The 15,774-nt window shown below is 73.2% G+C and carries 10 protein-coding genes; 9 read left to right on the forward strand and 1 reads right to left on the reverse strand.

Annotation, left to right across the window (positions count from 1 at the left end; translation table 11 throughout):
• Window positions 1–19: 19 nt before the first annotated feature.
• From ACTWPV_RS08675 to ACTWPV_RS08715, 9 genes are all read left to right on the forward strand, one after another.
• Complete coding sequence (locus ACTWPV_RS08675; RefSeq protein WP_443151305.1) at window positions 20–1,486, forward strand: SWIM zinc finger family protein; 1,467 nt, start codon at window positions 20–22, stop codon at window positions 1,484–1,486.
• A complete protein-coding gene (locus ACTWPV_RS08680) occupies window positions 1,483–2,856 on the forward strand; it encodes a DUF5691 domain-containing protein (protein ID WP_347644211.1) in 1,374 nt (457 codons plus the stop codon). Before ACTWPV_RS08675 ends, ACTWPV_RS08680 begins: the two co-directional genes overlap by 4 nt.
• The gene (locus ACTWPV_RS08685) at window positions 2,853–3,917 is read left to right on the forward strand and encodes an ATP-binding protein (RefSeq protein WP_347644210.1); all 1,065 of its coding nucleotides are present in this window, start codon (window positions 2,853–2,855) and stop codon (window positions 3,915–3,917) included. The genes ACTWPV_RS08680 and ACTWPV_RS08685 overlap by 4 nt, the downstream gene beginning before the upstream one ends.
• The gene (locus ACTWPV_RS08690) at window positions 3,914–6,262 is read left to right on the forward strand and encodes a DUF5682 family protein (protein ID WP_443151306.1); all 2,349 of its coding nucleotides are present in this window, start codon (window positions 3,914–3,916) and stop codon (window positions 6,260–6,262) included. The genes ACTWPV_RS08685 and ACTWPV_RS08690 overlap by 4 nt, the downstream gene beginning before the upstream one ends.
• Window positions 6,259–7,419 carry a VWA domain-containing protein gene (locus ACTWPV_RS08695; protein WP_347644354.1) on the forward strand — a complete coding sequence of 387 codons (1,161 nt, stop codon included), beginning with the start codon at window positions 6,259–6,261 and terminating at the stop codon, window positions 7,417–7,419. The genes ACTWPV_RS08690 and ACTWPV_RS08695 overlap by 4 nt, the downstream gene beginning before the upstream one ends.
• A gap of 141 nt (window positions 7,420–7,560) precedes the next feature.
• Window positions 7,561–8,946 carry an MFS transporter gene (locus tag ACTWPV_RS08700; RefSeq protein WP_347644208.1) on the forward strand — a complete coding sequence of 462 codons (1,386 nt, stop codon included), beginning with the start codon at window positions 7,561–7,563 and terminating at the stop codon, window positions 8,944–8,946.
• Window positions 8,947–9,044: 98 nt separating this feature from the next.
• Entirely contained in the window at window positions 9,045–10,049 is a 1,005-nt protein-coding gene (locus ACTWPV_RS08705; RefSeq protein ID WP_347644207.1) for an enolase C-terminal domain-like protein, read from the forward strand.
• 166 nt (window positions 10,050–10,215) lie between these two features.
• On the forward strand, window positions 10,216–12,540 hold the full coding sequence (locus ACTWPV_RS08710; RefSeq protein ID WP_347644206.1) for an ATP-binding protein: 2,325 nt from the start codon (window positions 10,216–10,218) through the stop codon (window positions 12,538–12,540).
• The gene (locus tag ACTWPV_RS08715; protein WP_443151307.1) at window positions 12,537–14,597 is read left to right on the forward strand and encodes an ATP-binding protein; all 2,061 of its coding nucleotides are present in this window, start codon (window positions 12,537–12,539) and stop codon (window positions 14,595–14,597) included. The genes ACTWPV_RS08710 and ACTWPV_RS08715 overlap by 4 nt, the downstream gene beginning before the upstream one ends.
• Window positions 14,598–14,612: 15 nt before the next feature.
• On the opposite strand, the gene ACTWPV_RS08720 is transcribed toward ACTWPV_RS08715, so the two are convergent.
• Window positions 14,613–15,749, reverse strand: coding sequence for an ROK family transcriptional regulator (locus tag ACTWPV_RS08720; protein ID WP_347644204.1), 1,137 nt, complete (start codon window positions 15,747–15,749; stop codon window positions 14,613–14,615).
• Window positions 15,750–15,774: the final 25 nt, after the last annotated feature.

Consider the following 15,774-nt stretch of genomic DNA (forward strand, 5'->3'; position numbering starts at 1 on the left):
GCTGGCTAGTCTGCGGCAGGTGATCGAACGGTGGAGCCGTGACCAGGTGCTAGCTCTCGCCCCCGACGCCTCCTCCCGGAAGGCGGCCCAGGGGCTGGCGACGCCCGGGAGATGGGCGTCGCGCGGCACGACGGGCACGATGCTGTACGGCGAGTGCAAGGGCAGCGGGGCCGAGCCCTACCTGGCCTGTGTCGATCTCACCGAGCCCGCCTACCGATGCAGCTGCCCGAGCCGTAAGTTCCCGTGCAAGCACACGCTCGGGCTGCTGCTCCTGTGGTCCGCCGACGATGTCCCCGCCCAGGAGGCGGCGCCGCGGTGGGTGAGCGAGTGGGCGAAGGCACGCGCCGAGCGGGCGGCCGGGTCGGCGGCGGGGTCGGCGGCTGGGTCGGCGGCCGGGATCGAGGCCGCCCGCCGGCCGGGTGACGGCGCCGCGCGATCGCGTGACGGCGATGGACGGCCCGCCGGGGAGGAAACGTCCGGGCGTGGGCGTGGTCCGGGCGGGGAGTCCGTACGCCATGGGCGGGTCGCGTCCGGGCTGGCGGAGCTGGAGCGGTGGCTGGCCGACCAGGTGCGGCAGGGGCTGGCGGGAGCCGCGGAGCACGACTGGGAGGGTCTGGCCAAGCGGCTCGTCGACGCCCAGGCGCCCGGAGTGGCGGGCATGGTCTCCAAGCTGGCCCGGGTCCGTTCCGAGGAGGGCTGGCCGGGGCGGCTGCTGGAGGAGTACGCGCTGCTCAACCTGCTGGCCGTCGCCTACCGGCGGCGGGCCGAGCTGCCCCCGGCGCTGGGGCGGACCGTGCTGATCCGCACCGGGTTCCCCGTCACGAGGGAAGAGGTGCTGGCGAGACCCGCCGTGCGGGATCACTGGGACGTTCTCGGCCGGCGTGACGAGGTGCAGGATCGGCTGACGGCACGCAAGGTCTGGTTGCGCGGCAGGCGCACGGGGCGGCCCGCGCTGGTCCTCTCGTTCGCTCCGCAGGGCCAGTCGCTCGACGCCTCCCTGGTCACGGGCACCACGATCGACGCCGACCTCGCCTACTACCCGGGTGCCGCCCCGCTTCGGGCCCTCGTCGCCGCCCGCCACGGCAGCGTCCCAGCGCCCGGACCCTCGGACCGCTCCGCGGCCGTGCCGGGACCGCCGCCCCTGCCCGAGTCCTCCGATCCGCCAGGTTCGTCCGACACTTCTGGGTTGTCCGGGTGCTGTGGTCTGTCCGGTCCGCCGGGGGTGTCGCAGGAAGAGGCGCTGGACGAGGTGGCCAGGGTGCTGGCGGGGGATCCCTGGACGGAGTCGTGGCCGCTCGTCCTCTGCGGCGTGGTGCCCGGGCGCACCCGGCTGGGCGGCCTGCCGCTGCACGTCAGGGCCGGCGATCCCTGGCGGCTCATCGCCGTTTCCGGCGGGCGCCCGGTCACGGTGGCCGTCGAGTGGACACCCCAGGGCCTGCGGCCCCTGACCACGTGGGACGGCGAGGGACGGGCGGTGATCCTGTGACGGGCTGGGAGGAGCTGGCGTCGGCGGCGCTGGTGGGCACCGACCGCCGACCGTACGCGGGAGATCTGCTCGCGAGCGCCGCCGTGGAGGTGGCGCGGCGGCGGGCGGGCCGGCCGCTCGCAGAGGGCGCTGAAAGCATGGGGCAGGCCCCCGACGAGGAGCGGCCGGCCGTCGGCGGGCGCGCGGCCGGGCGGCTGATGAGGATTCTGGGCGGCGAGCAGGAGCGGCTGCTGGCGGAGTGGCTGGCCGCGGCCGCCGCGACCGGCCGCAGGGTGCCCCCGTACGCGCTGCCCGACCTGCTCGAACGCGGCCGGCGCGACCGTTCGATCAGGGTGCACCTGGGCGTTCTCGCCGGGCAGCGCGGCCGCTGGCTGGCCGGGCTCAATCCCGCCTGGGCCTACCTCCTGGAGGAGCCCACCGGCGAGACCTGGGAGCTGGGCTCCGCCGCCGATCGGCGGGCTCACCTGCGCCGCGTCAGGTCGGCCGATCCCGCGCGGGCCCGGCGGCTGCTCGAGAGCACGTGGGAGAGCGAGACGCCGGACGACCGGGCCGAGTTCGCGGAGGTGCTGGCCGACGGGCTGAGCATGGACGACGAGCCGTTCCTCGAGCAGGCGCTCGACGACCGCCGCAGGGAGGTGCGCCAGGCCGCCGCCAACCTGCTCACCCGGTTGCCCGGGTCGCGCCTGTCGCAGCGCATGGCCGAGCGGGCGCGAGCGTGCGTGACGATCGCCGGCGACGTCATCACCGTCGAGGCCCCCGGATCCTGCGACAAGGCGATGGAGCGCGACGGCGTCAGGGCCAAGCCGCCCAGGGGCATCGGGGAGCGGGCCTGGTGGCTGCAGCAGGTCATCGCCCGCGCCCCGCTGGCGATCTGGGGCCACCCGCCCGCCCGGCTGCTCCGGATGACGATCCCCGACTGGGACGCCGAGGTGAAGACGGCCTGGGTGCGCGCCGCCGTGCTGCAGAAGGAGCCGGATTGGGCGCGGGCGATGTTCGGCTGGGACCCGATCGCGGACCTTCTCGAATGCCTCCCGCCGGACGAGCAGCAGGAGCTCGCCGCTGGTTTCGTGAAAAAGCATGACCTGGACAGCCAGTTGATCATGGTGCTGGGCGGTGTCTCGTCCCACTGGCGCGACGAACTGGCCACGGCCGTGCTCCGCAAGATCGTGAAGGTGGCCACCACGCAACCGTGGAACCTCGGCGAGCTGGTCAAGCTGGCGGGAGAGCACATCGACCCGGCCCTGTTCCCGCTGGCCGAGAGCTACTCGCCCGTGGAGCCCATCCAGCAGGTCGCCGCCCTGCTGCGTTTCCGTGCCGACATGTACAAGGAGCTTTCCGTGAGTGAGACAACGATGAGGGAGGGCTCATGACCGTTCTGCGCCCGCACGCGGAAGACCAGTACTCCGAGGAGCTGGCCCTGCTCGCCAAGGACGACGACCGGCCGAGGCCGCCCGGCTGGAAGTTGTCCCCGTGGGCCGTCACCACCTACATCCTGGGCGACGGCGAGCGCGTCACCCCGAAATACGTCGGCGCGCGGCGCATCGTCGAGGTGGCCGTCGCCACGCTGGCGACCGACCGCGCGCTGCTGCTGCTCGGGGTGCCCGGCACCGCGAAGACGTGGTTGTCGGAGCACCTCGCCGCGGCCATCAGCGGCGACTCGACGCTGCTCGTGCAGGGCACCGCGGGCACCGCGGAAGAGGCCATCAGGTACGGCTGGAACTACGCGAGGCTGCTGGCCGAGGGGCCGTCGATCGAGGCGCTGACCCCGTCGCCGGTGATGCGCGCGATGGCCGAGGGCCGCGTGGCCCGCGTCGAGGAGCTCACCCGCATGCCGACCGACGTACAGGACGCCCTCATCACCGTGCTGTCGGAGAAGACGCTGCCGATCCCCGAGCTCAACCGCGAGGTCCAGGCCGAACGCGGCTTCACCGTCATCGCCACCGCCAACGACCGTGACCGGGGCGTCAACGAGCTGTCCAGCGCGCTGCGCCGCCGCTTCAACACGGTGGTGCTGCCCGTGCCCTCCACCGCCGAGGAGGAGGTGGACATCGTCGCCCGCCGCGTCACCCAGCTCGGCGCCTCACTGGAGCTGCCGGAGACGACGACCGGACTGGCGGAGATCCGCCGGGTGGTGACGGTGTTCAGGGAGCTGCGCGCGGGCGTCACCGAAGACGGCCGCACCAAGGTCAAGTCGCCCAGCGGCACCCTGTCCACGGCTGAGGCGATCTCCGTCCTCACCAGCGGCATCGCGCTGGCGGCGCACTTCGGCGACGGCGTGCTGCGCCCGTCCGACGTGGCGGCCGGGATCGTGGGCGCGGTGGTCCAGGAGCCGGTGTCGGACCGGGTGGTGTGGCGCGAATACCTGGAGACCGTCGTACGCGAGCGGCCGGACTGGCGCGACTTCTACCGCGCCTGCCGCGAGGTCTCGTGAACTCCCGCCCACCCTCCGCCGCGGCGGGTGTGCCGAGGGCCGGGCGGGCGGACGTCTTCGTGCTGGGCGTACGCCACCACGGGCCCGGGTCGGCGCGGGCCGTGCGCGACGAGCTTGAGCGGCTGCGGCCCGACGCGATCCTCATCGAGGGCCCGCCGGAGGCCGACCCGATCGTCTCGCTCGCCCCCGGCATGGAGCCGCCCGTCGCGCTGCTCGCCCACGTGCCGGGACAACCGTCCCGTGCGGCGTTCTGGCCGTTCGCGGTGTTCTCCCCGGAATGGCAGGCCATCGTGTACGGCACGTCCGCCGGCGTCCCGGTGCGCTTCTGCGATCTGCCCGCCGCCCACTCGCTGGCAGGCGACGGCGACGAGCAGGTGGCCGGCCTGCGGGCCGATCCCATCGGGGCACTGGCCGCGGCCGCCGGACACGACGACCCGGAACGCTGGTGGGAGGACGTCGTCGAGCACCGCGGTGACACGCCCTTCGCCGTGATCGCCGAGGCCATGGCCGCGGTGCGCGAGGGCCACCAGCCGGATGAGCGGGAGGCCCGGCGCGAGGCGTACATGCGCAAAACCCTCCGCGCGGCGATCAAGAAGGGCTACGGGCGCATCGCGGTGATCTGCGGCGCCTGGCACGTGCCCGCGCTGGCAGAGCCCCTGCCCCCGGCGGGCGCGGACAACGCGCTGCTGCGCGGCCTGCCGAAGGTGAAGGCGGAGCTGGCGTGGGTGCCGTGGACGTACGGGCGGCTGGCCTCGTGGAGCGGCTACGGCGCGGGCATCTCGTCGCCCGGCTGGTACCACCACCTGTTCGACGCGCCCGACCGGCCCGTGGAGCGGTGGCTGGCCGGGGCGGCGGGGGTGCTGCGCGACGAGGGCCTGCCGGTGTCGTCCGCGCACGTCATCGAGTCCGTACGCCTCGCGCACGGTCTCGCGGCCCTGCGCGGCAGGCCGCTGGCCGGGCTCGGCGAGGTCACCGAGGCGGCCAGGGCCGTGCTGTGCGAGGGCGACGACCTGGCCGTGGCGCTGATCCAGCGGCGCATGGTCGTCGGCGACCGGCTCGGCCACGTCAGCGACGGCACGCCGATGGTGCCGATCCAGCGCGACCTGCGCGAGCAGCAGCGGCGGCTCAGGCTCAAACCCGAGGCGTTCGACCGGGAGATCGACCTCGACCTGCGCAAGCCGCTCGACCTCGACCGCAGCCACCTGCTGCACCGCCTGCGCGTCCTCGGCGTCGGCTGGGGGACGCCTGGGCAGGCGCGGGGGAAGGGCACGTTCAGGGAGACCTGGACGCTGCGGTGGCGGCCGGAGCACGACCTGGCGCTCATCGAACACGCCGCCCTCGGCACCACCGTCGAGACCGCCGCCACCCAGCGGGCCAGGGGCCTGGCGGCGGCGGAGCCGGTGGCGCTGGCGGATCTGACGTCGCTGGTCGAGCTGTGCCTGCTGGCCGAACTCCCGGAGGCGCTGCCCGAGGTGCTGGCGGCGCTGTCGGCCAAGGCGGCCCTGGACACCGAGGTCACGCATCTCATGGCGGCGCTGCCGGCGATGGTCAGGGCCCACCGGTACGGCGACGTGCGCGGCACCCCGGCGGAGGGGCTGGCGGCGATCGTACGGTCGATGCTGGACCGGATCTGCGTGGGGTTGCCGGTGGCGGTCACGGGGCTGGACGACGAGGCGGCGGCGGGGCTGCTCAAGCACGTGGACGGCGTTCACTCGGCCGTCGCCCTCCTCAACGAGCCGGCCGGTCCCACCCCGGCCACGCCCGCCGCGCCGGTGACCGATGGGGGCGAGGAGGAGGTGATGCCGAGGGGGCAGTGGCTGGGCACACTGCGGGGCATCAGCGACAGGCAGGATCTGCACGGGCTGATCGAGGGCCGGCTCACCCGGATCCTGCTCGACTGCGGAGGCCTCGACGACGCCGGCGACCGTATGTCCAGGGCCATGTCGCGGGGCCAGCCGCCGGCGCGGGCGGCGGCGTGGGTCGAGGGGTTCCTGGCCGGGGGAGGGCTGCTGCTGGTGCACGATCCGCTGCTGCTCGGCCTGGTGGACGGCTGGCTCACCGGGCTGTCCCCCGACCAGTTCACCGACGTGCTGCCGCTGCTGCGCCGTACATTCGGCACGTTCGCCGCGCCGGAGCGGCGGGCGGTCGGCGAGCGGCTGCGCTCGGCCGGTCGTGAGGCGGGAGAGGGTGCTCAGGCCGTCGACGAACGCCGCGCCGCGCCCGCCGTCGCGACCGTGCTCTCCATCCTCGGCGCTCCCCATCCCGGGCACAGCGGGCCGGTGAGCGCCCCTGGGCAGGCGGACCGGGCACCCTGGGGACGATGGCGTGGGAAGGCGGAGCGATGAGCGCGGCGGACGAGCGGATGCGCCGGTGGCGGCTGGTGCTGGGCGGCGGCGACGCCGACGGGACCGGGTGCGCACTGGAGGGCGCCGACGCGGGGATGGACGCGGCGCTGGCCGCCGTCTACGAGCCCGTTCACGAGAGGGGCGGTCGCGCGGGCGGGCTGGGGGCGTCGGCCCCGAGGGTGGCCCGCTGGCTGGGCGACATCCGCACCTATTTCCCCTCGACAGTCGTTCAGGTCATGCAGAAGGACGCGATCGAGAAGCACGACCTCACCCGGCTGCTCCTCGAACCCGAGATGCTCGAGGCGGTGGAGCCCGACGTTCACCTGGTCGGCACCCTGCTCGCGCTCAACAAGGTCATGCCCGACCAGGCCCGCGAGTCGGCCAGGGCGCTGGTCCGCCGGGTGGTGGCGGAGCTCGAACGCCGGCTCGCGCAGAAGACCAGGGCCGCGGTGACGGGCGCCCTCGACCGTTCGGCCAGGACCCACCGCCCGAAGCGGGTGGCCGACATCGACTGGAACCGTACGATCAGGGCGAACCTCAGGAACTATCTGCCCGAGCGGAACACCGTCGTCCCGTCACGCCTGGTGGGTTATGCCCGCAGGCAGCGGTCGGTGCAGCGCGAGGTGGTGTTGTGCATCGACCAGAGCGGTTCGATGGCGGCCTCGGTCGTCTATTCGAGCGTGTTCGGGGCGGTGCTGGCGTCGATGCGGTCGTTGAGGACGTCGCTGGTGGTGTTCGACACGGCGGTGGTGGATCTCACCGACCAGCTGCACGACCCGGTGGAGCTGCTGTTCGGCACGCAGCTCGGCGGCGGCACCGACATCAACAGGGCCGTCGCCTACTGCCAGGGCCTCATCACCAGGCCGGCCGACTCGATCGTCATCCTGATCAGCGACCTGTACGAGGGAGGCGTCAGGCAGGAGCTGCTGCGCAGGGTGGCGGCGATGACGCAGGCCGGGGTGCAGGTGATCGTGCTGCTCGCGCTGTCGGACGAGGGCGCGCCGTTCTACGACCACGAGAACGCCGCCGCGCTGGCCGCGATGGGCGTGCCCGCGTTCGCGTGCACGCCTGACGCGTTCCCCGACCTGATGGCGGCGGCGATCGAGCGGCGCGACATCGCCCGGTGGGCCGAGCGGCACGCCGCGGTCAGGGGCTAGGCGCCTCGGCCCTTGGGCGCCACCGGCTCGATCTCCTGCTCGACGGGATGGAGGGGCGCATGCCGTGACCGTGCCTTAGGTCCAAGGGCCTAGGGCCCGCGCCCGATGTGCTGACCTGTGGGTTCGCCATAGCTTGCCACCATGACGACAACTGTTGACGGGCCCGCGGCCGCCGCTCCGGTGAGCGTGGTGTCCCCGCCCTATCGAGCGCTCAGCGTGGGCCTGGTCGCGCTGATCATGTTGACGGCCTTCGAGGCGATGGCGGTGGCCACGGCGATGCCTGTCGTGGCCCGCGACCTCGGCGGCATGCACCTGTACAACCTGGCCTTCAGCGCCACGCTGGCGGCCAGCGTGATCGCGACGGTGCTGGGCGGGCGGTGGAGCGACGTGCGCGGGCCGTTGCCGCCGATCGCCGTCGGCGTGACGAGTTTCGTGGCCGGGCTGCTGCTGGCCGGGTTCGCGCCGACCATGGAGGTGTTCGTCGCGGGCCGGTTCGTGCAGGGCCTTGGGGCGGGTTTGATCCAAGTCGCGCTTTACGTGCTGGTTGCCAGGGTCTATCCGAGCGCGATGCATCCCAAGGTGTTCGCCCTGTTCTCCGCCGCCTGGGTGGTGCCCTCGATGGTCGGCCCGGCGATCGCCGGGTTCGTGGTCGAGAACATCGACTGGCGGTGGATCTTCCTCGGCGTCTCCCTGATCGTCATCCCGGCGGCGTTGCTGCTCTGGCGCGGCACCGCGGGACGTCAGGTGCGGGACGGCGTTGCCGGGCCCGCACCCGGCCTGGGACGCAAGCTCGTCTGGGCCATGCTGACCGCCGTCTCCGCCGCCCTCATCCAGTACGGCAGCGCGCTCAAGCTCGCCGGCCTGCCCCTGCTGCTCATCGGGATCGTGCTGCTGGTCGTGGCGCTGCCCAGGCTGCTGCTTCCCGGATCGCTCAAGGCCGCCCGCGGCCTGCCGACCGCGCCCGTGCTGCGCGGCCTGGCCTTCGGCGCGCTGACCGCGGCCGAGGTGCTCGTCCCGCTCATGCTGATCAGCGAGCGCGGCCTGACCCCGACCGGGGCCGGCATCGTGCTCACCATCGGCGCGCTCGGCTGGTCCGCCGGCTCGTGGATCAAGGGCCGCGGCGCGATCAGCGACATGACCGCCATCCGCGGCGGCGCCGCCATGATCGCCCTGGGCATCTCCCTGGTGTCGCTCGTGCTGATCGACTCGGTGCCGATCGCGGTCGCCTACGTGGCCATGGCCACCGCCGGCCTCGGCATCGGCGCCCTGCACCCCACGGTGTCCGTCCTGGTGCTGGAGATGTCCGAGGAGGGGGAGGAGGGCCAGAACAGCGCGGCCGTCGGCGTCGGCGAGTCGGTGTTCACCGTGGTGGCCGTCGCGGTCAGCGGCGCCCTGTTCACGGCCGCCGCCGAGAACTATCTCGCCGGTCTGACCTTCACCATCGTGCTGGCGGTGCTGGCCTTCCTGCTGGCCCCGCGTTTTGCCAAGCCCGCGGTACCAGGCACTATGGAGGGAAGCGCGTCATAGAACGACGAGAAATCTCCCCTTCCGCCGCCCGCTGCTGACCGGGCACGACCGTGGGGCGGCGGCCGGAGGGGCGGGGCTCTCGCCGGTGAGGGGGATACATGCCGCGAGTGCGGGAGCTTGAGGTCTTCCGACTGGCACTGCCGTTCGGCAAGAGGTCGGAGAGCCTGCTCGTGAAGCTCACCGACCACGGCGGCATGAGCGGCTGGGGCGAGGTGACCTCACCCCAGCCGAAGACCTGGTCGAGGCTGGAGGAGTCGCTGGCGGCCCTGCTCATCGGCGTGGACTGGGAGCATCCCGACACCGTGCCGAGCGGCGACTCCGCGGTCGACATGGCCTGCTGGGACCTGTGGACCAAGATGCGGGGCGTGCCGCTCGCCGAGGCGATCGGCGGCACCCGCACCTCGCTCATGGCGACCGTGCGCATCGCCCCCGACCTGTCCGTCGAGAGCCTCGTGTCCCGGGTCAACCAGCAGGTCTGCGCCGGCTACGGGCACGTCACGCTGGACATCAGGCCCGGATGGGACGTCGAGCCCGTACGCGCGGTGCGGCAGGCGTACCCTGCGCTGACCCTGGCCGTCGACTGCGGCAACGCCTACTCCGACCTGGACCAGCTCGTCGCGCTCGACTCCTACGGCCTTGAGGTCATCGAGCGGCCCTTCGACGCCGGCGACGTCCAGTCGCACGCCCTGCTGCAGGACCAGGTGGCCGCCTCGGTCGCCGTCGAGGTCGGCTCGATCGCGGGTCTCGACGACTACCTGACGCTGCGCGCGGCGCGGGTCCTGCTGCTGCGGCCCGCCGCGTTCCCGTCGTTGTCGGAGGCCAGGCGGGCGCACGACCGGGCCGCCGCGGCGGGCTGGGACATCCAGTGCGCGGGCGGTCAGGGCGCGGGGCTGGCCAGGGCGGCGACGGTGGCGGTGGCGAGCCTGCCCGGGTGCACGCTGCCGTGCGACGTGACGCAGCCGCCGCGGCAGAACCAGATCGTCACCCCGATCGTGGGCGCGAACGCCGGCGTGATCGCCGTGCCGTACACCCAGTCGGGTCTCGGCCACGACATCGACGAGACACGCCTGCGCAAACTGGCGAAGGACTCCTTCCACGCGTGACCGCGACGCGGCGCGAACCCCGGCGGGCACGCCGTTCGGCGACCCTGAGCAGGGGTTTCCCGTCCGCCCGGCGCGCTCACGTGTAACGGCCAGGGCTTAACCTGGGTTAGGGGAGGTCCGACACTGACGGCTCAGCGCGTGCTGGGCCGCTGGAGTGATCAAGGCCATGGCTGAGTCGAACATCGCGAACGACTGCCGGCTGCCGGCGGAGCTGAACAGCTTCGTGGGCCGCCGGCATGAGGCGGCCGAGGTGAAACGGCTCCTGTCCGAGTCCAGGCTGGTGACGCTCGTCGGCGTGGGAGGAGTCGGCAAGTCCCGGCTGGCCCTGCGGGTGGCGTGCGACGTGCGGCGTGCCTTCCCCGACGGTGTGTGGCTGGTCGAGCTGGCCGCGCTGGAGAGCCCCGAGCTGCTCGCCCAGACGGTCAGCGAGGCCCTGGGCATCCAGGACCGGTCCGTACGCTCCCCGATCGACGTGCTCACCGGCCACCTGCGGGACAGACACCTGCTCGTGGTCCTCGACAACTGCGAGCACCTGCTGGACGACTGCGCGGTCCTGGCGGCCACGCTGATCCGCGCGGCGCCCCGCCTGAGCATCCTCGCGACGAGCAGGCAGGCGCTCGGTGTCATGGGCGAGGTGACGATGCCGGTGCCGCCGCTGGTGGTCCCGGGCCTGGACAGCGATCGCCCGTCCACCGCGTCGCTGCGGCAGTCGGACGCGGTGCGGCTGTTCGTCGACCGCGCCCACGCCGTGCTCCCCGGCTTCGAGCTCACCGACGCCAACGGCGACAGCGTGGCGCGGATCTGCCGGCGGCTGGACGGCATCCCGCTCGCGATCGAGCTGGCCGCCGTGTCGCTGAGGGCGATCTCCGTCGACCAGTTGCTGGCCCGGCTGGACGACCGCTTCCGGCTGCTCACCAAGGGCGCGCGGACCGCCATGCCCCGCCAGCGCACGCTGCGGGCGCTGATCGACTGGAGCTACGGGCTCTGCACCGAGCAGGAACAACTGCTCTGGGCCCGGCTCTCCGTCTTCTCGGGAGGCGTCGACCTGGAGGCGGCCGAGCAGGTGTGCTCCGGCGACGGCATCGAGCCGGACGAGATGGTCGACCTGGTGAGCGGCCTCGTCGGCAAGTCGGTGCTGGCCCGCGAGGACCACGGCTCGTCGGTGCGGTACCGGCTGCTGGAGACCATCCGCCAGTACGGCCGCGACCGGCTGCGGGAATCGGGCGGCGAGCAGGAACTGAAGCTGCGGCACCGCGACTGGTGCCGGGAACTGGTCGACCGGGCGCAGCGGGGCTGGTACGGCCCCGACCAGCTGACCTGGTTCGCCCGCCTGCGCGCCGAGCACGGCAACATCCGCGCGGCCCTGGACTTCTGCCTCACGACGCCGGGCGAGACGGAACCCGGCCTGGACATTGCCATGGCGCTGCGCTTCTACTGGATCGCGTCGGGCTCGTTCCGCGAAGGGCGCAGCTGGCTCGACCGCCTGCTCGCCGCGGACCACGAGCCGAGCGCGGCCCGTGCCCGTGCCCTCGTCGTCGACGCCAGGCTGGCCGTCCTGCAGAGCGACTTCGCGGTGGCGGCGGCCATGCTGGACGAATGCCACAGCCTGGTCGTGCGGCTCGGCGAGGAGTCGATCCTGGCCAGGTCCGCCTATGTCGCCGGCTTCTCGGCCCTGCTCCAGCGTGACCTCGACGGCGCCCTGAGGATGCTCGGCGAGGCGGTGGAGCGCAGCCGCGACGAGGACGACCAGACGGGCGTGGTGAACGCGCTGATCTACCTCGCCACCGCGCACTCGCTCCTCGACCATTCCGAACAGGCCGTCACGCACTTCAAGGAGTGCCTGGAGATGTGCGAGGCCCGCCAGGAGCACTGGTTCAGGTCGTACACGCTGTGGGTGTTCGGGATCGAGAAGTGGCGGCAGGGGGACACCGCGGAGGCGGTCGGGATGGAGCGCCTGGCCATCCGGCTCAAGCAGCCCTTCGACGACCGCCTGGGCATCGCCCTGTGCATCGAGGCCCTGGCGTGGATGGCGGCCGAGGACGAACCCGAGCGCGCCGCCGTCCTGCTCGGGGCCGCGCGGGAGAACTGGCGCTCGTTCGGCGGACCGCTGTTCGGCAACCTGTCCGACTACCACGACGCCTGCGAGGCGTCCACGCGGGAACGCCTCGGCGCACGGCGCTTCGACACCGCCTTCCGCAAGGGCACCGAGTTCGGCTCCACCGCCGGGGTCGCGTACGCCATGGATGAGGACCCGCGGCCGGGCAGGCAGGCGGCCGATTCGTCGCCGCTCACCCGCAGAGAGACGGAGATCGCCCGGCTCGTCGCCCAGGGAATGAGCAACAAGGCGATCGCCGCCTCGCTGGTGATCGCCCAGCGGACCGCGGAAGGACATGTCGAGCACATCCTGAACAAGCTCGGGTTCACCTCACGGGCCCAGATCGCCGCCTGGGTCGGCGAGCAGGACCACCGCGACCCCGGGAGTTCCTCATGAAGTCCAACGGCGGCCTGCTGACCGGCGGAGCCTCCTTCGTCGGCCGGAGACGCGAGCTGGCCATGGCCAGGAAGGCGCTGATCCACGGACGGCTGCTCACGTTGACGGGGGCGGGCGGGGTCGGCAAGACCCGCCTGGCCCTCCAGATCGTCGAGCACGTCAAGGGGGCGTACCGCGACGGCGTCGGGGTGGTCGAGCTGGGCACGCTGGAGACCGGCGAGCTGCTGGAGCCGGCCGTCGCCTCGGCGCTGGGGTTGCGCGACACGGGCCCCGACCCGATGAACGTGCTGGTGGACCGCATGTCCGGCAAGCGGATGTTGCTCGTCCTGGACAACTGCGAGCATCTGAGGGCGATCTGCGCCCGCTTCGTGGACCGGCTGCTGCGGGTCGCCCCCCGGCTGCGCATCCTCGTGACCAGCAGGCAGACGCTGGGCGTCTACGGCGAGCAGGTGCTGACCGTGCGGCCGCTGGCCGTGCCCGACCCGGGCCGGCCCCTCGGGGAGATCGCCCGCCACGACTCCGTCCGCCTGCTCGAGGACCGCATGGCGGACGTCCTGCCCGGCTTCTCCCTCGCCGCGGACAACGCGTGTCGCGTGGCCCGGCTGGCCCAGCGCCTGGAGGGGGTGCCGCTGGCGATCGAGCTGGCCGTGGCCAGGCTCCGCACGATGCCGCTCGACCAGCTGATACGCGAACTGGACAAGCCGATCGACGTGCTGGAGGCCGACACCTGCGCCACGCTGCCGCGCCACCACTCGGTGCGCGCGACCACGGAATGGAGCTTCGGGCTGTGCTCGGCGGCCGAGCAGCGGCTGTGGGCCCGGCTGTCGATGTTCCCCGCCGGGGCCGATCTGGACACCGCCGAGTCGGTGTGCTCCGGCGACGGGATCGACGCCGGCGACGTGCTCGACCTGCTGGCCGGGCTGGTGGACAAGTCGGTGCTGTGCTGCGAGCGCAGGGAGAGCGGGCTCAGATACCGCATGCTGGAGAGCCTGCGCGCGTACGGCTGCGAGCGGCTGACGCCGTCCGAGAAGGACCGGCTGCGCGAGCGCTACGTCGATCACCACCGGCGGCTGGTGGAGGACAGCCAGATCGACCGGATGGTGCCCGACCAGCTCGAACGCTACCGGCGGCTGCAGGTCGAGCTGCCCAACGTGCGGGTCGCCCTCGAAGCGTGCCTGAGCACGCCGGAGCTGACGCGCGTGGGGCTGGACACCGCCTCGGCGTTGTGGTGCTACTGGCTCCTGGCCGGATCGCTCATCGAGGGGAGATACTGGCTCGAACGCGGCCTGCACCTGGTGCGGGAGTGCGGCAGGATCCGCGCGACGGCGCTCTGGGTGGACAGCATGCTCGCCCTGCGCCAGGGCGACCTCGTGATGGCGCTGCCCAGGCTTGGGGAGTGCCTCGACCTGGCCCGCCGCCCCGGCAACGAGGCCGTCCTGCCGTACGCCATCAGGACCGCCGGAGTCGCGGCGTTCTCCAGCGGAGACCACGAGCGCGGGCTCTCGCTGCTGCAGGAGTCGCTGGCCCTGCACCGCGCGGGCGAGAACCTCGACGGCGTCATGCTCAACCTCTACTACGCCTCCGCGTACGGCTCCGTCGGCCACCCCGAGCGCGCCGCCGAGTTCGGCGAGGAACTGCTCACGCTCTGCGAGAAGCACCATGCGCGGGTCTCCCGCGCGTACGCCCAGCTGGCGCTCGGCGTCGCCCGCTGGAACCTGGGCGACTGCCGCCGGGCCGAGGCGCTGGTGACGTCGGCGGCCCTGTTCGCCGGGGAGGTCAACGACCGCTGGTGTCTCACCCAGTGCCTGGAGGTGCTGGCGTGGATCGCGGGCGCCCGCGAGGAGCACGGGCGGGCCGCCGGGCTGATGGGCGCGGCCCACGCGCTGTGGCAGGCGATGGGAGCCTCGCCAGAACGGCTGTGGTATCACGCGGCATGGCACGAGCAGTGCAGGGAGCGGGCGCGCAGGGCGCTGGGCGGGAGGGCGTTCGCGACGGCCTTCCGCCAGGGGGCGCGGCTCGGCCAGGACCGCGCCGTGACCTACGCCGTCGCGCGCTGAAGCCCAGGTGGCACGTCAGGTCAGCGCGGCCTCCAGGAGCAGGGCGCCGGCGCCCAGGAGCGCGGCGTCGCGGCCGGCCCGCGCCGGCACCACCTCCAGGTCCCTGGTGGCCAGAGGGAGACAGCGTTCCCAGACGGCGGCCCGGATCGAGGTGATCAGCGGCTCGGCCGCCGACAGGCTGCCGCCCACCGCCACCACGTCCGGGTTGAAGAAGTTCACCAGCACGGTGAGGACCTCGCCGATCCGCCGGCCGGCGTTGCGCACCAGGCTGGTCGCCTCGGGGATCGCGTCGTTGACCAGGCCCACGATGTCGCCGGTGCGGGTCACCGGGATCCCGGCCTCCGACAGGGCGGCCATCAGGGCGGCGCCGCTGGCGTAGGCCTCCAGGCAGTCGGGATGGCCGCAGGCGCAGATGACGGACGAGTCCGAGCGGACGCGGACGTGGCTGATGTCGCCGGCGGCGCCCCGGCCCCTGTGCAGGCGGCCGTTCACGACGACGCCGCAGCCGATGCCCGTGCCTGCCTTGACGACCATGAGGTTACGGCGGTCCGGCCAGCATCGTGTCTCGCCCGCGGCCATCAGGTTGGCGTCGTTCTCGACCAGGATCGGCAGGTCGTAGCGGGTGGCCAGGTGCTCGGCCACGGGGAAGTCGTTCCAGCCGGGCATGCGCGAGGGCGTCACGACCCGCAGGGTGAGCGGGTCCACGGGGCCGGGGATGCCGGTGCCGATCCCGCGCAGCGGCACCGCCGCGGGCACGTGCTCGGCCAGCAGCGCGTCGAACGCGTCGGCGATGCGGTCGAGCGTGGCCCGGGGACCGTCGGCGATCTCGCAGGGCCGTTCCTCGATCACGATCGGGGCGCCGCTGAGGTCGAGCAGGCCGAGGCGCACGTGGTGGGCGCCCAGATCGGCGACCGCGAGCACGCCGGCCGTGTCCGACAGGCGCAGCAGCCGGGGCCGCCGCCCGCCGCGCGACGTGCCGGAGCCCTCCTCGGCCAGCAGGCCGGCGTCGAGGAGCTCTTCGACGCGCAGCGACACGCTGGACGCGGCCAGGCCGGATAAACGCGCCAGGTCCGCGCGTGACTCGGCTTTGCCGGTGGCGACGAGTCGCAGCAGGTCACCCTGTGCCCCCTGCACGGGCAGCCGCTGGTTCATGTGAAAATACCTACCATGCGTTGAC

This window comes from Nonomuraea sp. KM88 (assembly GCF_052245635.1).
Taxonomy (GTDB): Bacteria; Actinomycetota; Actinomycetes; order Streptosporangiales; family Streptosporangiaceae; genus Nonomuraea.